The sequence below is a fragment of the Arenibacter flavimaris genome, assembly GCF_030291335.1.
In the GTDB taxonomy this organism is placed as follows: domain Bacteria; phylum Bacteroidota; class Bacteroidia; order Flavobacteriales; family Flavobacteriaceae; genus Arenibacter.
Genome location: NZ_JASWIM010000001.1, coordinates 85654 through 107419, shown reverse-complemented (window position 1 = coordinate 107419; position 21766 = coordinate 85654). Strand labels below are relative to the sequence as shown.

The 21766-nt window shown below is 34.8% G+C and carries 19 protein-coding genes; 5 read left to right on the top strand and 14 right to left on the bottom strand.

Annotation, left to right across the window (positions count from 1 at the left end; translation table 11 throughout):
• Positions 1 to 126: 126 nt before the first annotated feature.
• Together arsS and QSE00_RS00470 are read left to right on the top strand one after the other, a co-directional pair.
• Positions 127 to 1182, top strand: coding sequence for an arsenosugar biosynthesis radical SAM (seleno)protein ArsS (arsS, locus tag QSE00_RS00475; RefSeq protein WP_286104478.1), 1056 nt, complete (start codon positions 127 to 129; stop codon positions 1180 to 1182).
• Between the two features lie 212 nt (positions 1183 to 1394).
• Positions 1395 to 2009 carry a TetR/AcrR family transcriptional regulator gene (locus QSE00_RS00470; protein ID WP_110356251.1) on the top strand — a complete coding sequence of 205 codons (615 nt, stop codon included), beginning with the start codon at positions 1395 to 1397 and terminating at the stop codon, positions 2007 to 2009.
• Between the two features lie 64 nt (positions 2010 to 2073).
• Here QSE00_RS00470 and QSE00_RS00465 read toward each other — a convergent pair whose 3' ends face one another.
• From QSE00_RS00465 to QSE00_RS00455, 3 genes are all read right to left on the bottom strand, one after another.
• Positions 2074 to 3189: a glycosyltransferase family 9 protein gene (locus QSE00_RS00465; protein ID WP_353477428.1), complete on the bottom strand. Its 1116-nt coding sequence runs from the start codon at positions 3187 to 3189 to the stop codon at positions 2074 to 2076.
• Positions 3190 to 3235: 46 nt separating this feature from the next.
• Positions 3236 to 3838 (bottom strand): DUF4254 domain-containing protein, encoded by a 603-nt coding sequence (locus QSE00_RS00460; protein ID WP_110356250.1) that lies wholly within the window; start codon positions 3836 to 3838, stop codon positions 3236 to 3238.
• A 292-nt stretch (positions 3839 to 4130) separates the two neighbouring features.
• Complete coding sequence (locus tag QSE00_RS00455; RefSeq protein WP_286104477.1) at positions 4131 to 5069, bottom strand: hypothetical protein; 939 nt, start codon at positions 5067 to 5069, stop codon at positions 4131 to 4133.
• Between the two features lie 39 nt (positions 5070 to 5108).
• Between QSE00_RS00455 and QSE00_RS00450 the strand changes: the two genes are divergently transcribed.
• Positions 5109 to 5330 (top strand): DUF6341 family protein, encoded by a 222-nt coding sequence (locus QSE00_RS00450; RefSeq protein WP_110356308.1) that lies wholly within the window; start codon positions 5109 to 5111, stop codon positions 5328 to 5330.
• Positions 5331 to 5488: 158 nt separating this feature from the next.
• On the opposite strand, the gene purD is transcribed toward QSE00_RS00450, so the two are convergent.
• From purD to QSE00_RS00425, 5 genes are all read right to left on the bottom strand, one after another.
• Positions 5489 to 6760 (bottom strand): phosphoribosylamine--glycine ligase, encoded by a 1272-nt coding sequence (gene purD / locus QSE00_RS00445; protein ID WP_110356248.1) that lies wholly within the window; start codon positions 6758 to 6760, stop codon positions 5489 to 5491.
• A 47-nt stretch (positions 6761 to 6807) separates the two neighbouring features.
• Positions 6808 to 7785: a UDP-glucuronic acid decarboxylase family protein gene (locus QSE00_RS00440; protein ID WP_110356247.1), complete on the bottom strand. Its 978-nt coding sequence runs from the start codon at positions 7783 to 7785 to the stop codon at positions 6808 to 6810.
• A 57-nt stretch (positions 7786 to 7842) separates the two neighbouring features.
• A complete protein-coding gene (locus QSE00_RS00435; RefSeq protein WP_110356246.1) occupies positions 7843 to 9195 on the bottom strand; it encodes an exopolysaccharide biosynthesis polyprenyl glycosylphosphotransferase in 1353 nt (450 codons plus the stop codon).
• 238 nt (positions 9196 to 9433) lie between these two features.
• Positions 9434 to 10534 (bottom strand): DUF1972 domain-containing protein, encoded by a 1101-nt coding sequence (locus QSE00_RS00430; RefSeq protein ID WP_353477427.1) that lies wholly within the window; start codon positions 10532 to 10534, stop codon positions 9434 to 9436.
• Positions 10485 to 11516: an O-antigen ligase family protein gene (locus QSE00_RS00425; RefSeq protein ID WP_286104476.1), complete on the bottom strand. Its 1032-nt coding sequence runs from the start codon at positions 11514 to 11516 to the stop codon at positions 10485 to 10487. The genes QSE00_RS00430 and QSE00_RS00425 overlap by 50 nt, the downstream gene beginning before the upstream one ends.
• A 494-nt stretch (positions 11517 to 12010) precedes the next feature.
• Here QSE00_RS00425 and QSE00_RS00420 point away from each other — a divergent pair, with 494 nt between their 5' ends.
• Entirely contained in the window at positions 12011 to 13459 is a 1449-nt protein-coding gene (locus tag QSE00_RS00420; RefSeq protein ID WP_286104474.1) for an MBOAT family O-acyltransferase, read from the top strand.
• Between the two features lie 9 nt (positions 13460 to 13468).
• Positions 13469 to 15223, top strand: a complete 1755-nt coding sequence (locus tag QSE00_RS00415) for an alginate O-acetyltransferase AlgX-related protein (protein WP_286104472.1) — start codon at positions 13469 to 13471, stop codon at positions 15221 to 15223.
• Between the two features lie 15 nt (positions 15224 to 15238).
• Here QSE00_RS00415 and QSE00_RS00410 read toward each other — a convergent pair whose 3' ends face one another.
• The 6 genes from QSE00_RS00410 to QSE00_RS00385 form a co-directional block, all read right to left on the bottom strand.
• The gene (locus QSE00_RS00410; RefSeq protein ID WP_286104470.1) at positions 15239 to 16429 is read right to left on the bottom strand and encodes a hypothetical protein; all 1191 of its coding nucleotides are present in this window, start codon (positions 16427 to 16429) and stop codon (positions 15239 to 15241) included.
• Position 16430: 1 nt separating this feature from the next.
• Complete coding sequence (locus QSE00_RS00405) at positions 16431 to 17594, bottom strand: CDP-glycerol glycerophosphotransferase family protein (protein WP_286104469.1); 1164 nt, start codon at positions 17592 to 17594, stop codon at positions 16431 to 16433.
• Positions 17591 to 18850 (bottom strand): oligosaccharide flippase family protein, encoded by a 1260-nt coding sequence (locus QSE00_RS00400; RefSeq protein ID WP_286104467.1) that lies wholly within the window; start codon positions 18848 to 18850, stop codon positions 17591 to 17593. Before QSE00_RS00400 ends, QSE00_RS00405 begins: the two co-directional genes overlap by 4 nt.
• The gene (locus tag QSE00_RS00395; protein WP_286104466.1) at positions 18851 to 19381 is read right to left on the bottom strand and encodes a hypothetical protein; all 531 of its coding nucleotides are present in this window, start codon (positions 19379 to 19381) and stop codon (positions 18851 to 18853) included.
• 766 nt (positions 19382 to 20147) lie between these two features.
• Entirely contained in the window at positions 20148 to 21053 is a 906-nt protein-coding gene (locus tag QSE00_RS00390; protein ID WP_286104465.1) for a cysteine hydrolase family protein, read from the bottom strand.
• 260 nt (positions 21054 to 21313) lie between these two features.
• Positions 21314 to 21757, bottom strand: a complete 444-nt coding sequence (locus QSE00_RS00385; protein ID WP_286104463.1) for an adenylyltransferase/cytidyltransferase family protein — start codon at positions 21755 to 21757, stop codon at positions 21314 to 21316.
• Between the last annotated feature and the right edge of the window lie 9 nt (positions 21758 to 21766).

The following is a 21766-nucleotide window of genomic DNA, read 5'->3' as shown; positions in this document are numbered from 1 at the left end:
TAGGGGCATCTCCCTTACTATTCTAGCTAAGTCTTGCTGGGGATTTTTGGGATTTTTAGCGGAAAGGCCCCAAGTTTTGTAATCTTTTATGGCTATGACGTACTAACAATTGAATACACTGTAAGAATGGCAACAAAATCTTTAAAGGCAAGGCATAGTGCGCTTGTCACAGAAAATAAACAATTGGAAATCCTTGAAGGTGGTATTTTCCACAAGGGGGAATTGCCCTATTTTATGGATAAAATTGCCCAAATAGGGCATTTTCCATTACGTCCAAAAAAATTGGAAATTCTGCAGATCAATGTGGGCTATATGTGCAATCAGGTTTGTGAACATTGCCATGTAGACGCAGGTCCTGATAGAAAGGAAATAATGACCAAGGAAACCATGGAGCAGTGTTTGGAGGTGATCCGCAACACAGGTGCCCATACCTTGGATCTAACGGGAGGTGCCCCAGAGATGAATCCCAATTTTAGGTGGTTTGTGGAAGAGGCGGCCAAAGCGGGAATAAAGGATTTTATTGTGCGCTCCAATCTAACTATTATCAGGGCCAACAAGAAATATTATGACCTTCCCCATTTTTTTAAGAAACACAATATACACGTCATATCCTCTATGCCACATTACACACGTGGAAAAACGGATAAACAGCGGGGAGAAGGAGTTTTTGACCTGTCTATACGGGCGCTTCAAGAGTTAAATGCGGTTGGTTATGGAATGCCGGAAAGTTCCTTAAGGTTAGATCTGGTCTATAATCCATCCGGGGCCTTTTTGCCAGGAGATCAAGTGGCAATGGAACGCGATTTTAAAAAGGCGTTGAAGGTAGATTTTGATATTGATTTTCATAATCTGTTTGCCATTACCAATCTGCCCATTGCCCGTTTTTTGGATTATTTAATAGCATCTGGGAACTATGAGGACTATATGTATTCTCTTGTGGAGGCGTATAACCCTAAAGCTGTTGCCAATGTAATGTGTACCAATACCATTTCGGTGAGTTGGGATGGTTGGTTGTATGATTGCGACTTCAATCAGATGTTGGGGCTGAAGGTTGCCAGTAAAATTAAACACATTAAGGATTACCATGAGGATATCCTAAATGACAGGAACATTTTAATTTCACAACATTGCTACGGTTGTACGGCCGGAGCGGGGAGTAGCTGTCAGGGGTCTGTTGCCTAAGCTTATGTTAATTATAACGCTTAAGAGACTGCTTTCGAATTTGGAAAAGAAAGGACCAATTGGTTTGTACAAGCAAAAAAATGGGTCTCACTATAGTTTTTTGGAGCATTTTATCGATTTAAACTTATTTTTAGCACTATTTTTTAAATAAATGGCCATAATTGGAGTTAGGGTAACAGACCAAAAAGTCTGTTTACGGAAAACCCAATCTTATGGAGAAACAATTAAAGCGCATGGCTACCATGCAACGCATACAAACCACCGGCTTGGAGGTTTTTTACCAAAAGGGCTATTTTAATACAAGTATAGATGATATTCTAAAGGAGCTCTCCCTTTCCAAAGGAGCTTTTTACTACCATTTTCAATCTAAGGAGGAGTTTTTTATAAGTATTGTTCAGAATCTACTTTTCAGAAAGGTCTACAGTAGTTTAATTGAACCGATTGAAGGCCAAGAAGATCCCTTGAACAAGATTGTTGCCTGTTTTGACGAAGCCCTGGAAACGGCAGAACACAACTTCCTTGATTATGGATTCGTTTTGAGTAATTTCATTACAGAATTTAACGGGAAGAATCCTGACATAATGAATTACCTTCAGGACATTATGAAGGTTTGGGAAGTTAATTTGGTAACCGCCTTACAAAAGGGAAAAACAGACGGATTTGTAAACAGGCATATTGATAGTGAAGCGGTGGCAACATATTTAATTTCATCTTATATCGGGATACGTACCTTAATGGTTGAAGGCAATAGTAAGATGTTGCGATATAAATATATCCAACAGCTTCGTCAATACTTTAAATTAATTGAGTATAAGGAGCCGGCCTAGTATGTTGTTTTGGGAAGCGATTAGAGCCCGTTGCGCAAAATCGCGCGGCCATTTGGCGTTATAATTAACTATTTAAAATTTCCTCAATTTTAGAAAGAACTTCCTCAGGAGCAATGGTGCGCATCACATTTTCATAGCCTGGGGGGTATTTATTTCCATAAACTGAAGTTGGAATTAGAGGATATTGATTCCTATCTGCCAACAAGGCATTTTGGGGATCTTGTTTAAAGGGATAGAATCCCGCATAAGGATGTGTAACTCCCCACAAAGTCAAGGTAGGAATTCCAAATAATGCCGCTAAATGGGCATTGCCACTATCCATGGCCAACATCAGATTTATCTGTGAGATTAAGGCCAATTCCTCTTTGAAGGTTAATTTACCTACCAGATTGATACTATTTTTGTAGTTGATTGCCCATTTTTCCAATAGGTTTTTTTCCTGTTCTCCCCCTCCAAACAACAAAATTTTATAGCCACCGGTCTTATTTAGGGTATGAACTACCTTTTCCATCAAATCCAAAGGATACATTTTACCAGCAAAGGCTGCAAAGGGAGCAATACCAATCCACTTTTGTTCTTTGCCATTTACCAGTTCTTTTGTGGAATTGGCTATGGGCCTTTTAGGAAGCAAACTTGCCATTTTCAAATCTATAGGCAATCCAAGATTACCAAAAACATCGGCATAGCGTTGGTGGGTAGTGGTTAAGGGTTCAAAGATTTTATGGGTCAGGGAGGTCAAGGCTTTCTTTGCCGTCCTGCCCTTATCTATTTGGTTAAACGGAACGGATCCCAGCCTAAAATACTGTTTTAGGATATTGCTTCGCAACACATTGTGCAGATCGGCAACCATGTTTATGTTAAGGTGGTTAAGCTCTTTATAAAGCTTCCAGAGCCCAAATAGGCCCTTGTGTTTGCCCTTTACATCCGCTTCATAAACGGTTACATTTCTGATATTGGAAAAAATGGGACTAAAAAACCCTCTTGTAAGTACGGTAATTTTAATTTTGGGATATTGTTCCGTTAGGGCCGATATAACAGGAGCGGTCATGGCTACATCGCCCATGGCGGACAACCGAATGACCAGAATATGTAGGCCTTCCCCGGTTAAAGTGGTATAATTTCCAATGCTACTTTCAGGAGTTTTGGCGGAGGTAGTTGGAGTTTTGGACACTCTTTCCATTTATTTATTGGTTGATTCCGAAAATAGGGAATGGCCATTTGTGGCGTTAGGGGGTTTTACGGAGAACAGGGTTTAGTTCGTTATCATTGTACATTTTCATCTGCTTGTAGACTTTCATATATTTTTTGCCAGATTCGATGTCCAATAATAGTTGGTCTATGGCGGAACTTAAATCCCTCTTCTGTTCCAATAGAATGTTAAGTTTGGCGCTACATTTTTGTATATGCTCCCGGGTGGCATCCTTTCTATGCACTTCTTCTTGCATATGGTATATCTTCAATGCCAAAATTGAAAGTCGGTCTATGGCCCAGGCAGGGCTTTCCGTATTAATACTGGCATTTTTGTCTTTTTCAACCGATTGGTATTTATTAAGAAAATAACTGTCAATAAATTCCACCAAATCTGTTCTATCCTGATTGCTGGCGTCAATCTGTCTTTTTAATTTTAATGCTGCCACCGGTTCAATATTGGGATCCCGTATAATGTCTTCATAATGCCATTGCACGGTATCTATCCAATTTTTTCGATATAAAAGATGCGATATATCGTCCTTTGGATAGGGGTTGTTAAACTCTTGGGACACGTCGTCTATTTGATGGTATTTTTCAATACTTTCTTCAAATATTTTGTAAGCAAAATCACTGAACATAATGACATTATTTTAAGGCAAAGATACCGTTTATTTAAAAACGGATTTTATTAGTGAAACTCAATTTTGAGAAGTCAGAAAGACGGACTAAAAATTGCAAGTTGAACTAATCCCGCCTTTTTCTGCGGGATCTAGGTTCAATACCTCGACCCTAGGGTCGATTCCTATTATTGGGTTCAGGGCCTGTCTGCCGACAAAGGCAGGCCTGCCCTGAGGTTTAATACCTTTTATTTATTCAAGGGTGGTTTTTTTTGATATTCCTTCCGGCTTCTTCGGCGTTAAGATGGATATTTTACTTCATGAATGCATTGGTCAGAAATACAATAAAAGGAATAATTATGGATGCCATTAAGACAATTTCCCGGACACTATCCTTTTTAATGGATTGTACATAAGTGGTTATAAAAACCACTGCTGGAAAAAAAGTAATTAAAATAGGGTGGGTATCTGGGGCAGATTTCAAAACCTTTACCAGCAATCCAATAATAAAGAACAGGACTATGAGGCGCATTGTCACTATTTTCCCTACGCCTAGGCTGCCCAATTTTAAAAAGGCCAAAAAACCGCATAACAATACTACGGATATATAAAGAAATAAAAGGGAACTATTGCTCCAGTCATAGAAATAAACTGCATTGAACTGAAAATCGAAATAATAATGACTCAACAAAAACTCTGTATTGTTGCCCAGAGACAGAATTGCCAACATGATAAGAACCATAGCTATTACGGCAGTGATCGGGACCAGCCAGTTTTTAATATTTTTTGGTTCATAAAAGTAAATGGCAACAATTACGACCGCGATATAGAGAATGGCCCAGTCATAGAATAAACTGGCTATCATTATCCAAAAAGTGGCATCAAAAATTTTTAATTTAATGTTTTTGAGACTACGGAAACTCAGTATTCTACGTATAGAGAGCAATAAAAAAAAATTGCAGAGAATGGCATTGGCGTCAATAAGGACCTCAGGAAAAAGTACAATTAACAGGGTGTAAAACAGTATAGCCAGTGAATTTCCACCAGTAATCTTATTTCTTAACACTATAAAATTAACGACAAATATGCTAAACGATAAAAACCCTAGAATCGCTGTTTGTCCCAATAATTGCTCTGGTGTATACGATTTGTGGAAGATAAAAAAGTGGACAAACCAATAGAAGAAAAATAGAAATACTAGCAGTATTATATAATTTATTGGTTTTGTTCTTCCAAAAATGCTTGAAATCATCCTAGGTTTTTATATTTTTGCATGGTAAATATAATTAAGATGGATTCATTTTTTTACGGTATAGAGGATTTATTTGTAAATGTGCTTTTTGCACCCTTCGATGCTTTGCGTGCTATGGAGAATTGGTGGGGAGCCAATTCTTTAAATTGGATTTTTATGCTTATAGGCGCTGCCGCCTTTGTGTATTGGATGTTGGAGTTGAAAAAATACAATGATAGTGGCGAAGAAAATAAAGACGCAACAGCACACTCATACCTATAATGGTCATATGGTTTCCGCTGGGAACTTGGCTTTATTTAGAAGCTGTGTTGTTGCCTGAGATCAACTTTAAGGACTAAAAGAGATATGGGAAAGGGGATAGCAAGTGCTATCCCCTTTCTTATTAAAACAGAATATCGCTTTAAATGTATAATGGATTATTATAGATCGAATCCTAAATCTTTACGATAATACATTTTATCGAAATGTAGTTTCTCCATGTTATTATAGGATTTTTTTAGCGCTTCCTTAAAGTTGGAGCCGTAGGCGGTAACCGCCAAAACCCTGCCTCCATTTGTTAAAACCCTACCTTCTTTTAATTCGGTTCCTGCATGGAATACCACGGCATCTTCCAAAGCATCAAAACCTGTTATTTCCATTCCCTTCCCATAAGCTTCCGGATATCCTCCGGATACTGCCATGACTGTAGTTGCGGCACGTTCATCTATTTCTAGGTCGATGTTATCCAGGCTTTGGTTTGCTACGGCCTCGAAAATCTCTACAAGATCATTTTTTATCCTTGGAATAACAACTTCGGTTTCTGGATCGCCCATTCGCACGTTGTATTCAATTACTTTTGGTTCATCCCCTATTTTGATCAAACCGATAAAAACAAATCCTTTATAAGGCAAATTATCCAATTTAAAGCCTTCTACGGTAGGCTTAACGATTCGCTCAAGTACTTTGTCCATGAAAGCCTTATCGGCGAAAGGAACCGGGGAAATGGCTCCCATACCTCCTGTATTCAATCCAGTATCGCCTTCTCCTATTCTCTTATAATCTTTTGCAGTAGGTAAGACCTTAAAACCTTTTCCGTCGGTAAGCACAAAACAACTCAGTTCAATGCCATCCAAAAACTCTTCAATGACCACCGTAGTACTGGCGGCCCCGAATTTGGAGTCGATCAGCATAGTTTTTAGTTCATCCTTGGCTTCCTGTAGGTCATTCAGAATCAGTACCCCTTTACCTGCAGCCAGTCCGTCCGCTTTTAATACATATGGTGGTTCCAAGGTTTCCAAAAACGCGTAACCTTCGCCCAGGGTTGCGGCGGTGAAACTTTCATAGGCCGCTGTAGGGATGTTGTGACGCATCATAAATTCCTTGGCAAATTGTTTACTGCCTTCAAGGGTAGCCGCTGCTTTTTGTGGACCGATGACGGGGATATGCTTAAGGTCCGCATCGTTGAGGAAATAGTCGTGAACCCCATTTACCAAAGGATCTTCAGGACCTACTATAATCATTTCGATGTTCTCTGAAAGGACACATTTCTTAATGGCTTCAAAATCGTTTACACCAATGGGTACATTTTTGGCAATGCCAGCAGTTCCGGCATTGCCGGGAGCCACATAAAGATTTTTCAGTTTTGGACTTTGCTTTAGCTTCCAAGCTAAAGTATGTTCGCGCCCACCGGCACCAAGGATCAGGATATTCATTCTTAAAAAATTTCCCCAAAAATACGGTTTGAAGGGGAAATATCCAGTTATTTACTCAAGAATTCCCGGTGTTCTTTTTTCTGAAGTTCCTCTTGGGATAAGGATTTAAAATAATCGTATACTTTCTTAAGGCCTTCAGCCCTGTTCACTTTAGGCTCCCAACCCAATATTTCCTTGGCCCGGGTAATGTCCGGTTCACGTTGCATGGGATCATCCTGCGGCAAGGGTTTGTATATTATTTTTTGGTCGGTCCCCGTTAGTTTAATAATTTCTTCTGCAAACTCCTTGATCGTAGTTTCATGTGGATTGCCAATATTTATTGGATCTGTGTAGTCGCTCATCAATAAACGATAGATGCCTTCCACCTGATCGTCTATATAACAAAAGGATCTAGTTTGGGAGCCATCCCCAAAAACGGTAAGATCTTCACCCCTTAATGCCTGTCCCATAAATGCAGGAACCACCCTGCCGTCGTTCAATCTCATTCTGGAGCCATAGGTGTTAAAAATACGAACGATACGTGTATCAACGCCGTGAAAGCGATGGTAGGCCATGGTAATGGATTCCATAAAGCGTTTGGCCTCATCATATACCCCGCGAGGTCCAATTGGACTTACATTGCCATAATAATCCTCACTTTGGGGGTGTACCAAGGGGTCACCGTATACCTCCGATGTAGATGCTACCAATATCCTGGCTTTTTTTTCTTTGGCTAGACCCAATAAGTTTAAGGTGCCAAGGGAACCAACCTTTAAGGTCTCTATAGGGATTTTTAAGTAGTCTATGGGACTTGCCGGGGAGGCAAAATGCAAGATATAATCAAGATTGCCGGGAATATGTACAAATTTGGACACATCATGGTGTTGAAACTCAAATTGCTCCAAAGGAAAAAGATGTTCTATGTTCTTGAGATCACCAGTAATGAGGTTATCCATGGCAATAACGTAATAACCTTCCTTAATAAAGCGATCGCATAAATGCGATCCCAAAAATCCAGCTGCGCCGGTGATAAGTACTTTTTTCATTTGTTGTTTACTTTATGCACCAATTCTGTAGGCATGCCTTTGTGATGAAACTTCATTTTAATATGCCTTTTTCTCACCGGATATAGCATTCATGATTGTTTGGACTATAATTTTCAAATCCATGAACAGGGACCAGTTTTCGATATAGAAAATATCAAATTTGGTGCGGTTTAGGATGTCGATATCCGTTTCAATTTCACCCCTATATCCCCTTACCTGTGCCAAACCGGTAATTCCAGGTTTAACGAAATGTCGTAGCATATATTTGTCAACCCTATTGGCAAACTCATTGGTGTGTTTTACCATATGGGGTCGAGGGCCAACCACCGACATATTTCCAAAGAGTACATTGTAAAATTGTGGAAGCTCATCTATACTTGTCCTGCGGATAAATTTGCCCACTTTGGTAGTTCTCATGTCATTTTTAACGGCCATCATGCTATCGGCGTGTTCATTGGGGGCCATGGATCTGAATTTATAACAGTAGAATTCCTTGTTGTCTATGCCATTTCTTTTTTGTCTAAAATATACCGGCCCTTTGGTTTCCAGTCTTATAATCAACGCAATAATTGGTGCCAGCCATGAAAGAATACCGATGACCACCATTAATGAAAATACAATGTCGAAACCTCGTTTTAGGGCAGAATTCAGCGGATTGTGCAGTGGAATATCCCTCAGTGATAAGATGGGAATATAATCGTAGTATTCAAAGGTGAGTTTCTTGGAAAAAATATTTTTGTTGTCCGGAATAAATTTGAGTGTTTTCAAATTGTTATCTGCAAAATTGATGAATTCCGTTATTTGATTATTCTTTAGTTCTGAAACGGAGCAATAAATTTCGTCGACATTATTTTCAACAATGTAAACGAAAGTCTTGTAAATATCGAAAAAGGGGTCCGATGGGCAGAACTGTTTCATAAAATGATAACCGTATTCCCGACGATCCTTAAAAACGTCGATTAACTGGTCGGTTTTTTTGTTCTTTCCTATGACCACTACGTTTCTCATATTCCCTTTAACCCTTTCCCTGTATTTCATTAAAAGGACATAGTTTAGGAACTTAATGGTAAAAATGGCCAGCCCAACAAAAATAAAATATTCCCCAAGAGCCAATCGGCTCATGTTGGGTTGCTTGAAGAAGCCAATAAAAGCATATAATATTAAAAAGAAAAAGACGAATTGGTTGAACAAAAGCTTAAGAAGGTATGAAACTTTAGTATATCTATAAATTACGTAAAAGTTGTTTTTAAACGACAGAATAATCCACGCAATGGTTAGATAAGAGTGAAAAAGAACGGGGTACTGAAAGTTGATAGGTAAAAAATAGGCAAAAAGATTAATCACCAATAAATCGGCACCATAAGATATGGGGGTAATAAGGTTGGAATAACGGTGTTTTTTGGAAAACATTAATTTGAGTCCGTACTATTTAAGTTATAAACTTCGACAAAGATAAATTTTATAATTGTAAAGAGAATTAAGATTCTCTAATTAGCTAATATGTTATTTCCAATTTAGCTTTATTAATGACATATATTTGGGTTTCTAAGTAAATTTTTTTTAAAAAGAATTGCTTTACAGAGGTGTAAGAGTACGTGGGTTATGAAACTGGATCGGACTCAAATAAGCGCCTATTATAATCAGGTTATTATTTATGCAAACCAACTAAATATTGCTCGTATTTTTTATTGATAATATCCCAATTAAATTCACGGTCAATTTTTTCTTTATTTTTCAGCGTATTTTTATCGTTCAGCGAAATATATTTATCCTCATTTAGAATTTGGGTAATTTGGTGCGAGGTGTCAAAATAAATTGCTTCTGTGTTCAATATGCTTTTATTAAATATATTATTGTGGGCTATAATAAGGGCACTGGAGGCCATTGCCTCTAAAAGTGAAGGGTTGGTGCCACCTACTGAATGTCCGTGAAAATAATAGCGTGAATAATGTCTTAAATTGTTAAGATCTTCCTGATTGTAATTGGGACCAACAAATTGGATTCTTACGTCCTCCCTGTATTTTTCCTGTAGTCCAAGCCCATAAGCATTTAAGCCCCCAACAACAATAATGGGGTTAGTTGTATTGGACTTCCTATAACCGTCCAAAATAGTTTCTATATTGTTTTCAGGCTCCAATCTTGCCAAAATCATGGAGTAATTATATTCTTCTAAGTTATATTGGGTTAAAACGGCTGGATGGGGATTTTCAAAATTGGTAGCCCCATAAGCAATATACTCGGAGTCTTTTTGATATGTTTTTTTTAAATGTTCCTGTATACCCAAGGAATCCGCAATTAAATAATCAGAATATTTAGCACCGAGCTTTTCGGCATATTTTAAAAATTTACGTACAGCAGGTTTATATTTGGAACGTTTCCATTCCAATCCGTCCATATTGGTAACAATAAGGCTCTTTTTAGGCATCAACCAGTGCCAAATGGAACTTGACGTGTACCCTAATTGCAGAACGATGTCGAAATTTTTTTTTCGGGCATCGAGAATACAGTTTAAATCATATATAAATTGCCCGGCCGTGCCAATCTTATATTCTGGGTCATAACTATGAATAATACTTACACCCTTGAAACTTTTTTCTTGATAGGGGTGATTGTGGGAATTATAAACATACACTTGATGTCCTTTTTCAGCCATATACACCGAAAAATACTCCGCGAATTGTTCAAATCCACCGTGGTTGTTAGGCACTCCGCGTGTTCCTAGAATGGCAATTTTCAAAGTATTTTGCATTTAAATGGTAATAAAAAATAAAATTTACAAATAGAAAAAAAATAATTCCATATTGCCGATTTAACAATGATTCCGTTAAACCCGCGAACATGAATATAATCAGGAAAATTAAATATGGTTTGTTTTTTGAAACAAATCCATTATATAATGAAGCAATAAAGATTGTAATTAAGATCATTGCCCCTATAAAACCCATTGAAAATAATGATTCTAAATACATATTATGAATATTAAAACTATCCACTTCTGCCCAAGGAAGACCAGCATTTACATAGGCTTGATTATATAAATCCTGGGAATCACCAGTACCAAATCCCAATAGTAGACTATCCGGATAAAACTCTAAAAATACAGCTTTCCACTGATACAATCTGGAATATAAACCTCCAGAAAAGTATTTTGTTTCCTCAAATGGTTGAAAAATTCCCTTCAACCTCAAAAATAAGACATCATTAAAGGCAATAAATATACCCAAAAGGGCAGCTATACCAATAAATCCAAGAATAAATGGGAATATCTTTTTTTGCTTATAGAAATATATTCCAATGATAAATAAGGTAATTATGGTATAAGTAAATAAAATAGTTCTAGCTGAAAGTAATATTAACCCTAGGCTTAAAATGAACACAATTGGATATCTAAATTTATGGGTCCATTTATTATCCAAAACATCTTCAATGAACGTACTATATATCAAAATCACAGCAGCAAAAGATATGTATAGGGAAAAATAAATTGCAGTAATGTTAACATTTCCCGCGAGATAATGATATGTGAAAAACCAAGATTTAAGCTTGGTAATCTCTATTTCATTGCTAAAGTTATAGATCAAGTTTTTGGATAATGCGATTAAAAAGGCAACTATTATCATCCCTGATAATACCCATATAAATGCGTTTAGGACCCATTTGAACACTCTACGATCCCGCATCATGAATCCTACAGCAATTGGCAGGAATGGAAATGCTATACTTCTTTCCAATAATTTAATTGCTTGATGGTTGTTAGTACTAATAAAGCAGTTAAGGATTAGCAGTATAAAATAGCTTACAAAAAGTAGATAGTATTTGTCTTTTATTATAAGAAAGAAGAATTCTTTATCCCAAGACAGACATACATTGAAAAAAAAAAGTGCAAAAAGACAGTAAGAATTTAAATTATTCGAAAACACCAATGTAGCACAAAAAATGACAATCAGTATCAAATTAATGATACCATGATATTGTTTAGGCAATATTTTCATAAATTATATTTCGTATTCAATTTATATCACAGGACAATGGGTTGAATATTATATTGCCCTTATTAACCTGAATAATTTATTAAAAACCATAAGAATACCCTTAATAATAAAGGGATTAGCTTAATATATCCGTGATTTTTATAGAGTATTAGGAGGCAAATTTAACTAGTATTAATTTAATAAAATAAAATTATATATTTTACCTTGGCATTTTTATAAATTAATTATTCCCAATGGTTTTTAGCTCGGCTTTATTTTTATTTATTTTTCTTCCTATAGTTATTATTGGAAATTTACTTTTAGCGCCAAAATTTAGGAATTTTTTTTTGTTGCTATCCAGTTTATTTTTTTATGCTTGGGGAGAAGGTGTAATAATCATTCTTATGATATCTTCAATATGTTTGAATTATATCTTTGGAATAGGGATTGAGTATTTTTTGACAAAAATGAACAATAAAAATGCTGCAAAGTTAATTCTTGTTTTAGCAGTGTTAACAAATATTTCCTTTCTTATTTATTACAAGTATTACGGATTCATTTTGGAGAATATCCAGGGGCTGGGTCCATTTGACAATATTACTATCTCAGAAATTGCCTTGCCAATTGGAATATCTTTTTATACTTTTCAAAGCCTTTCTTATTGCATTGACGTCTATAGAAAAGAAGTCTCGTCTCAAAAGAACCCTTTAAATTTAGGTCTTTACATTTCATTATTCCCTCAATTAATAGCTGGTCCAATAGTTCGCTACCATGATATCGATAAGCAGATCACCAATAGAACGATAGAAAAGGATGTGTTCGTTGATGGAATATTGCAATTTGTAAGAGGTCTTGTGAAAAAAATGATTTTCGCAAATACTGCTGCAATCATAGCAGATCAAACCTTTGCCGTTGCGGCAGAGAATCTTCCAACATCCCTTGCTTGGATTGGTATTCTGTGTTATGCCCTACAGATTTATTTTGATTTTTCTGGTTATTCGGACATGGCTCTTGGTTTAGGAAAAATGTTTGGTTTTAAATTTGCGATTAACTTTGATTACCCATATATATCTAAATCCATACAGGAGTTTTGGCGACGTTGGCATATTTCTTTGTCTACATGGTTTAGGGATTATTTATATATTCCATTGGGTGGAAGCAGAGGAAAAAAGTGGACGATATACCGTAATTTGATAATTGTTTTTTTAATAACTGGTATATGGCATGGAGCAAGTTGGAATTTTGTGATATGGGGATTGTTCCATGGTACGTTTTTAATTCTGGAAAGAGTTGGAGGCAAGAAGATTTTGAGTAAAATGCCAACATTTTTACAGCATTTTTATGCTGTTGTTGTGGTTCTATTTGGATGGGTTTTCTTTAGATCCGAAACACTGGCTTATGCCATGGGTTATTTCAAAAGTATGTTGGGGTTCACCAATGGCACCGATTATACGCCATTTGCCGAATTAGATAATTTTGTACTTACAATACTCATTTTGGGTGTTATAATTGCCACACCAATTCGAGGTAAAGTAATTAACCTGGTCAAAGAATTTGAGTCAGGAAAATTCTTTCAAGATAATCCAATCTACTTTGGATTCAAAAAGTTTACTATTCTTATGCTAATGGTTGTTGCCTTTGTAGTTTGCGCAATGCAAATAGCGAGTAATAGCTATAATCCGTTTATTTATTTTAGATTTTAAGTAGAAATCATGATCAATCCTATAATTAAGAAAATTATTGTCGCTTTAGCTGGAATAGGTATTTTTTGGGTATCCAATTATTTATTGGAAAGTCTAGCGACTAAACTTGGCTATGAAAACACTATAAATATAACTTTTCAAACGGAAGTTTTAGAGGATGATACATTTCAATTGTATTATAAAAATGAATTTGACAAAGGATTTTCTGGTGTAAAAAGTGTAAAAAAGGATGTTTCTGGAAATTCTTTTCTACAGAATGTTGAATTTGAAATACCGTTGGATTCCGTCAGAACCATTAGGCTGGATATTGGGGAAAATAGTAATCAAAAATCAATACATTATGATAATATTATTATTTCCAGATATGATGAGGAATTTCGGATAGCAAGCAGGGATTTATTAAAATATTTTAATCTGAATGGCTTTATAGACATCGATACCGCCAATCAGCTTCTAAAAACGAAAACTCGAAACGACCTCTGGTCTCCATATGACCCTTTTCTAACTTCTAAGAACCTTGAGGAAGTTTTTTCGAAAATGGCGAATATTTCGCAGCCTAAAGGAAAATTCCATTCGTATATTGCTCTCTTGTTCACCTTGTGTTTTCTATTGTATTTTCTAATATATTTTCCAAAATATAATGGATTGGCAACCATATCAAATATATATTCATATATATTAATATTTTGTTTTCTATTAATGCTAGTGTTGCCCACACTAGTTGTTAAAAATGATTCACAAAACATCAACAGCGAAAATAGGATATTAAGCGCCAAACCTGAACTCAAATGGGAAAGCATTCTATCATATCCAGTATCTTATGATAATTATTACAGTGACAATTTTGGTTTTAGGGAGACCCTCGTAAGCCTTTTAAGTTATTTAAAAGTAAAGGTATTTAATGAATCTTCCGTTCCGGATAAAGTTATAATTGGTCAAAAAGGTTGGATGTATCTCTGGGGAGATTTTTATAAAATTAGACAAGATTACATCAGGGAAAATTTACATTCTCCAACGGAATTAAAAGAAATATTCGAGACTTGGGTGCAAACCCAAAATCAATTAAAAAAGGATGGTATAAAGCATTATATTACCTTCTACCCTAATAAACACACTATTTATCCGGAATACCTGCCATACAGAATTAAATTGCTTCAGAAAGATACGATATCTAGGGCCGACCAAGTTCTCAATTATCATGTGGAAACAAATTCTGGGCTTAATATTTTGGACATTAGAAGTACATTGATAAATGAAAAAAAAGATAATATTCTATATCATAAACACGATAGCCATTGGAATGATTACGGAGCATTTTTCGCATACCGAGAACTTATTCCATATATATCTAACGGTTTAGAGGGTATATCCCCGGCTAAAGATAAATTGGACTATACTATTTCTTTTAAAAACGAAACAGGTGGGGGGTTGTTAAAAGCATTAGGCCTTGAGGATGATCCTGAGTTTATGGAGGTAAACCCACATTTCGAAAGTAAGGAAGTACTAAATATTCAAAATGGAAACACAAAAGGTTTCCCTGCAAGAACAGTAATTGATATTAATAATAATGCAATGAATAAAACAACAGCATTATTTTTTCGTGATTCATTTACCATCGCGTTAAGACCTTTTATTTCCCAACATTTTTATAAAACAATATATATATGGAGCGGGTATGATTACGATTTGGTTAAGAAAATAAAACCAGACATTGTGGTAGAAGGCAATGTAGAACGGTATTTTAGTAGTTACATTGTAAAGTGAAAAAGCTACATATAATTAGATTTTATTTTTAATTAATATACCAGAAACAATACCGGGTATAATGAAACTGGTAAAGTTAAAAGTGTTTTCCGAAATAGCTGCAATTATCAATTGAGAAGTCAAAATTATAGCGCCGACATGATTGGTTCTGGACAATATTATACTTTTAATTTTTGGCAAAAAGAAACTAATCCAAAAAGCAAATCCTACTAGTCCTATCTGACCAATTACCGACCCAATAAAAGTATCGCTTATTTCAAACTTATAATAAACGGATAAATCTTCTGCAAACATTTTGGCGTAATTTCCTACCATTCCCAGACCGTGCCCAAATAGGTTTAGGTAAACAATCGCATTTTTGAGACCAAATAGGTGTATGAGAATCCCTTCTATATTTAGTGTCAGCAGGGCCAGGGCAACAAATACGGATGGAATTAAAAACCGTGTTGTGGGGGATAAACTTTTATTAAAAAAAAATAAGGCCAATATTACTTGTAATATGGCTCCTTTTGAGAAAGTCAATATCAATCCTATTGAAAGCAGAAAGAAAAGGATTTTCCTTTTTTTACCTTCAGTAAAGACAGAGTAATAGCATAAAATTATAGGAGCGGCCAACATGTGACCAAGACTTATCGGGTCCAATACCGTTGATACCAATCTTTCAGTGTAAGATAATGCCGGCTCATAGAACATATAGGACAAGCCCCTCTTGTCAACAGGTATCCCTTTAAGGTTAAAGTAATTGGTAAGATCTAAATAGCTCCATAAGTCGATTAACTTAAATAGCACCCCTAGAAAGACCACCCAAAGAGATGTCTTATATAGAAAATGTACTATTGAAGATATTTTGTTTTCGTCCTCTATTTTTGTGTAAAATCCAAAACCAATAATTAAAATGGGCACTATTAATTGTCTAATATTGTAGATTACCCATGAGTGAAGTTCAAAAAATAGAGATGTGGTTAGGAAAATATATAGTAGAAAAGCCAAAATTTTTATTATATAGATATATAACCCCTTGGATCTTCCAATAAAAAATACCAGTAGTAGGGAGGAATAGAATACAATATCCTTAAGTATGAATAATCCTCGAACACTAACGATAGAAAAAATTACAGCAAGAATTATTGGTGCAAAAAAAGCCCACCAAATATTGATTTTGATGATTTTTTCATAGAATAGTTCTCGTGATATTTTTAAGTGCATTTTAAAGGTTTAAATCGTGTATCAGTTTGCTATAAATAAGTTTTGAATACCCTCCAAAGGGCACATTAAAAAGACTTTTGCCGAATTCTTCATTTTCATCACAAGAATTGTTCTTAGTCAGAGCCAAAATTAAACTATCTATCGTCTCTACCTTTTCAATATTATGAACATGGTTATAAATGAAATCAAAATTGTAGTACAACCCCCTGTCTTTGGACGTGTATTCTTCAAAATCAAAAGGAAATACAATTATTTTTTTATTTAGTAATTCATAATCAAAGATAACACTTGAATAGTCTGTAATTAACATATCGGTGGCTCCCAAAAATTCATATAAATCAAATGGGAAATCATATCTTATAAGGATATTGGAACTTTCTTTAATTCCATTTAGGCTATCTTTTTCATAAAAATGGGGCTTTACTATTATTTTAATTTTATTATTTAAACCTTCATTTTTAGTAATTAATTCGTTGAGGACACTTCTAAATGGATTTAATCCTTTGCCTTCATTTCTATGTGTGGGCAAATAGGCCACCATTTTTTCATTATTTTCAATACCAAAATAGTCTCTTATAAATGTCTTCCTCTCTGGATTTACCTTTAAATTTTCGTTCCTTGGGTATCCAGATCTAAAAATTTTTGTGTCACTTATGGCAAAGGCACTTTGATATATTTTATCAATTGTTTCAGAGGGGGATGTAATCAACGAATAATTGTCAAGGGTATTAAATCTTAATTTATCTATGGTTCTTCTTATTTTATTATTTCTAGAATCTAACCCAATATATTTAATTGGACTTCCATGCCATAATTGTACGAAATAATTCTTTGGGGTTATTAAGAAGGGTATAAAATCCGAAGAATTTACAGAAGTTATAAAGACCTTAGCACGAAGTTGTAATAATATACCTCGAAATGAATACGCAGATACGCAGTTATAACCATTTAATTCAATGGTTTTTTTCAATAATGGGTTTTTATATATCCAATAATGCTTTATTTCTTTATCCTCTATTGAATTCGCAAATTCAAAAAAATCTTTTGAATTATCACTGTACCTTTCCCCAAACCATGCACCATAAACCCAAATGGTCTTCTTTTTAGGGGTTAAATAGGAAATAATAAACAACAAAGGTGCAAATAGGACAATTAATATTTTCATAGCACTTTTTTTAAGCTAATAAGTCTTTTCCATGAAGGAATAAATAGTGTTTTATATTCAATATATATTGTTATAATATAAAATGTTGTAATAAATAAATGGGCTAATAATAGAATATAGGCAGCCATTTTGTACCCATAATCCGGAATTAATAATAAATCACATATAACGATTATTGCAATGCCTATTGCGCCTGCAATAGCTCTCATGGCTTGTTTGTCCGATATTGTTAGTAAAATCCCGTAAGATGCGCCTATTATGCGCATTCCAACGATTAATGCCAATATCCAGAAAATTTCCTGTAGTTCTAAAAACTTATTTCCGAATAATATAATGATAATGTATTTGGAAAAGATGAGCATACCAATTATAAATATAATTGAAAGTCTAATAACACTGGCATTGAGTTTTAAAACATTCGCTTTAAAAAGCTTTTTGTTTTTATTTAAATTTTCGTTCAATAGTGGCAAGTAGACAGAGTTTATTACTGTAAGTAATATTCCAAGGCCTATGATAATTCTAATTCCCGATTGATAAATACCTAAATCTTCAGAAGAAACCATGGGCTTCATTAGAATCGTATCTATATTTAGATATAAATTACCCACCCAATAATGAACGGCATAGGGCAATGCCTGTTGTAAATCTTTTAAAACATCTTTAATTGTTGGTAAATATATGTTGTTTTCCTGTTTATAGAGCCAAAAAGAAAAAGCTAACCCGATTAATTTAGACAGGAAAAAGCTAATTGAGGTGGCCTGAATGCTTCTTGTTAACAATGCTACTGCAGGGACTATTAAAATAGTGATAATGTTATCTACTAACACTACCCTTAAATCCAGCATGTATTCTTTTCTGCCTTTGAATACACTCAAAATAGTATTGGTAAATGAAAAAGCAACCAATGATAAGAATAGGAATAACCCTGTTATCAGTAGCTCGTTGGTGTTTTTTGTTATAGCATTGACAAGGAAAAAAGCAGGAATGGTCAATGTAAGCAATAAAAATTTGCTTAGGAATGTTCTGGAAACAATGGTATTAACATTATCATGGTTTAAAGAAACATCTTTTATTACTTTAATATTGTATCCATAATCAACAATTAAAGCAAATACAGTTCCTAAAGTTAGTGAGTAGGTGAAATTACCAAAATCACTTAAGGTGAATACTCTGGCCAATATGGAAACAATACCAATTCCGCCTACTATTTTGGCAGACGCACTAAAAAAGGAAAGGATTAAATTTTTCTTAATCACTTAATTACTAGGTAAGTGGTTATTGTCATTTTCATATGTCGAAAAACTTTTAATAAAATAATCCTTCGTCATGGTACCCAGGGTTCTGTCTATAGAAAAATCACCTCTTGTTTTTATAGAAGTGTTTAAAACCCATAAACTCTTACTAAACTGATAATCGCAATCCAATACAAAATTACTATTATTGGAAATAGATAAAACATTGATGCCCAATACTGGATTTTTGCAATCTGAATTTTTAAGTATTGAAGCCTGTTTAAAATGACCATTAGTACATAAAGAATATTGTCTGGCTGATTGAGAAGTAGTTAAGGTAATAGTTTTATCGGTAGGGGTACTGTATAGCGTTTGATCAAAAAATCTTTGATTATACCAATTTATTGTAATACTTTCTGAAAAACTTAGCTGTACAACTAACCCATTATATTCTTCCAAAGTATTTATATAGATTGGGACATTATTGCAGGGGATAACTACAATTGTAGTGGTTTTACTATAAAGCCCCTGTTCTAAAAGATTATTATTTATCATTAATTACCGACTAAGAATTTCAAGAAGTGGGATCGTTTTCACAGACCACTTACATACTTAAAAGTATATTAGTATGAGTTTCAAATATAATGAGAAAACTTCGTCGGTCACCCGATTTTCAAACAATTAGTACACTTTCTTCCAAAAAATTGATTTGATGCACATGGGAAGAAACATAAAACAGACGGTTACTAAAAGTAGTTTTAAACCACCCCCATCCCAAAGATGTATTAAAGATATTTATTTAGGATGCTAATTTTAAGTTTAATAAATTGGATTGGGTAGAACTTTTCCTATCCCTCTATGTATTCTTTTGGTATTGTAGAATTAGATGTACTCCCTTACCTCTTACTGGAAACATAGCCTTTCGTGTGCATGATTAAGATATCTATTAACATGTTTGCACTATTTCCAGATGCCCTCCATGTAAATGTTATCCAAATCTCTAATGTGCTAGTATAAAATTGGGATGGATAAGGATATTTTGACCATTGATATAGGTTTGTTAATCAGGTATTTCAGTCCAACTATTTATTAGTGTTGTACTGTTAATATTGTATATCATTCTATAGTGGTTGAGAATTGTAGCCTTTTCAAGATCGGCTTCCATCGACTGGCTTGGGGCCATATAAGCAAGGTCATTGATGATATATGGTTGAGGAAGGTTCCTCACCAATTGATACCTGCTTTTGATATATAAGGGAAGAACACCGTATTTACTCCAAATTATTTCGTTATTCAAATAATTTCCCGCATAATACAGGTTTTATATTTTCTTGTCTCTAAGAAATTTACTGAAGTTTTCAGGAGCTACTTCCTCTCCCTGGAAAGTTAAAGTGCCTGTTTCCACGATACCATATTTCACTTGCAAGGTATCGAGTTCTAGTTTGAAGTTTTCTAAAGCTTCATCGGTATCATTATTCTGGAATATTACTATAAAACTGTTCCATTTGGGACGGGCACTGCTCTTTGTTTTGGCATGTATGTCGGTTAACGTTTGCTGAGGGTAAGTTTTATCATCACCATCATACGGTATTATTCCTACTCCATTTTTCTTTAATAACTCCATGGAAGCCTCCATCATTTCCTTTGTATAAGAAAGTACGCCACGCTCCAGAACAAATGTTCGAAAACTGTCATTGCGCATTTTTAGATTATAAATACCATTGGGCTTATCAAGTACGCAATAAAATGTATCAAATCCAGAATAAATTAAGTTTTGAATGTTATTATCCCGCAAATAAGAATCCATTGTTTCAAAATCATAGAAATGAACACCTTCATCAATGACCAATAAATTTTTGTTTTCAGGCATTTGGGAAGGAGCGTAAATAATTTTCATTCCCTGGGCACTGAATTCTTCTATTATTGGGTTGATATGGTCAATGACGAATGGATCTAAAAACTCGTCTCGCCAAACATCTATAAGCACCAATGCACTTCGCTCTGGAATTATTCTGGTTGTTTGAAGCGTATCCTTATATATTCCATTGTCATATTCCGATACCATATAATTAATCCATTCACTGGGTCTTTCCATTACAGGGTCTATGTTGGCTACATGATATTCAAGGTCATAAGTACACCCAGAAGCTAATAGACACAACATATACCCAATTATAGTTGTTAAAAAACCTTTTTGGAATACATGCTTTATTTGAAGACTGCTCATTTTTCCTTTTATTTTGTATATCGTAATTATTCTATTAAATAAAAATTATCTCAATACCTTTGCACACTAATAACGGCTCTGAATAAAGAATGTTGTATTGGGACGAGAGTTGGTTTTTATTCTGAAAATCCGAAAAGGTCTAAAATGTGTTTTAGCGGCCTATATCTCTTATTACACTTTGTTTTATTGGGTTTTTATGTTTATGAATGAGCCCGTTGTACGGTCATCATAATCGTCCTACAGAAGGTGTAGGTCCAAGGTTAATCTTTTTTTCTCAGCTCCATTAATGTTTGGTTAATTAAGGTTGAAGAAGTACCTTGTGTATAAGGAAAATAGATGATTTTGACCCCAACAGCCTTGAATTGCTCATCAAGCTCCTTCCATTTGGGTGTATTTAACCAATCATCCCCTACAAACATGACATCAAACTTTAATCGTTCCCACATCTTAAATTTGTCCATGTCATTTTGTGGAACAACGGCGTCAACAAACTTAATATTTCTAACAATCTCCATTCTCTCCTGGTGATTAATCACGGCCTTTTTGTTTTTATAAGAAACTAATTCATCACTGGTTACCCCAACGATTAAATTGTCGCAAAGGCCTTTTGCGTTTTTAAGTAAGTTTAAATGTCCGATATGAAATAAATCAAATACTCCAGACGTATATCCTACAATAGCTTTTTCGTCTCCTCTTTTGTACATAAGTTAAAA

Coding starts and splice junctions, on each gene's coding strand:
- QSE00_RS00385 (WP_286104463.1), bottom strand. CDS start 21,757: ATGTACAAAAGAGGAGACGAAAAAGCTATTGTAGGATATACGTCTGGA.
- QSE00_RS00395 (WP_286104466.1), bottom strand. CDS start 19,381: ATGATAAATAATAATCTTTTAGAACAGGGGCTTTATAGTAAAACCACT.
- purD (WP_110356248.1), bottom strand. CDS start 6,760: ATGAATATCCTGATCCTTGGTGCCGGTGGGCGCGAACATACTTTAGCT.
- arsS (WP_286104478.1), top strand. CDS start 127: ATGGCAACAAAATCTTTAAAGGCAAGGCATAGTGCGCTTGTCACAGAA.
- QSE00_RS00450 (WP_110356308.1), top strand. CDS start 5,109: ATGGATTCATTTTTTTACGGTATAGAGGATTTATTTGTAAATGTGCTT.
- QSE00_RS00460 (WP_110356250.1), bottom strand. CDS start 3,838: ATGTTCAGTGATTTTGCTTACAAAATATTTGAAGAAAGTATTGAAAAA.
- QSE00_RS00470 (WP_110356251.1), top strand. CDS start 1,395: ATGGAGAAACAATTAAAGCGCATGGCTACCATGCAACGCATACAAACC.
- QSE00_RS00440 (WP_110356247.1), bottom strand. CDS start 7,785: ATGAAAAAAGTACTTATCACCGGCGCAGCTGGATTTTTGGGATCGCAT.
- QSE00_RS00410 (WP_286104470.1), bottom strand. CDS start 16,429: ATGCACTTAAAAATATCACGAGAACTATTCTATGAAAAAATCATCAAA.
- QSE00_RS00465 (WP_353477428.1), bottom strand. CDS start 3,189: ATGGAAAGAGTGTCCAAAACTCCAACTACCTCCGCCAAAACTCCTGAA.
- QSE00_RS00420 (WP_286104474.1), top strand. CDS start 12,011: ATGGTTTTTAGCTCGGCTTTATTTTTATTTATTTTTCTTCCTATAGTT.
- QSE00_RS00405 (WP_286104469.1), bottom strand. CDS start 17,594: ATGAAAATATTAATTGTCCTATTTGCACCTTTGTTGTTTATTATTTCC.
- QSE00_RS00455 (WP_286104477.1), bottom strand. CDS start 5,069: ATGATTTCAAGCATTTTTGGAAGAACAAAACCAATAAATTATATAATA.
- QSE00_RS00390 (WP_286104465.1), bottom strand. CDS start 21,053: ATGAGCAGTCTTCAAATAAAGCATGTATTCCAAAAAGGTTTTTTAACA.
- QSE00_RS00415 (WP_286104472.1), top strand. CDS start 13,469: ATGATCAATCCTATAATTAAGAAAATTATTGTCGCTTTAGCTGGAATA.
- QSE00_RS00430 (WP_353477427.1), bottom strand. CDS start 10,534: ATGCAAAATACTTTGAAAATTGCCATTCTAGGAACACGCGGAGTGCCT.
- QSE00_RS00435 (WP_110356246.1), bottom strand. CDS start 9,195: ATGTTTTCCAAAAAACACCGTTATTCCAACCTTATTACCCCCATATCT.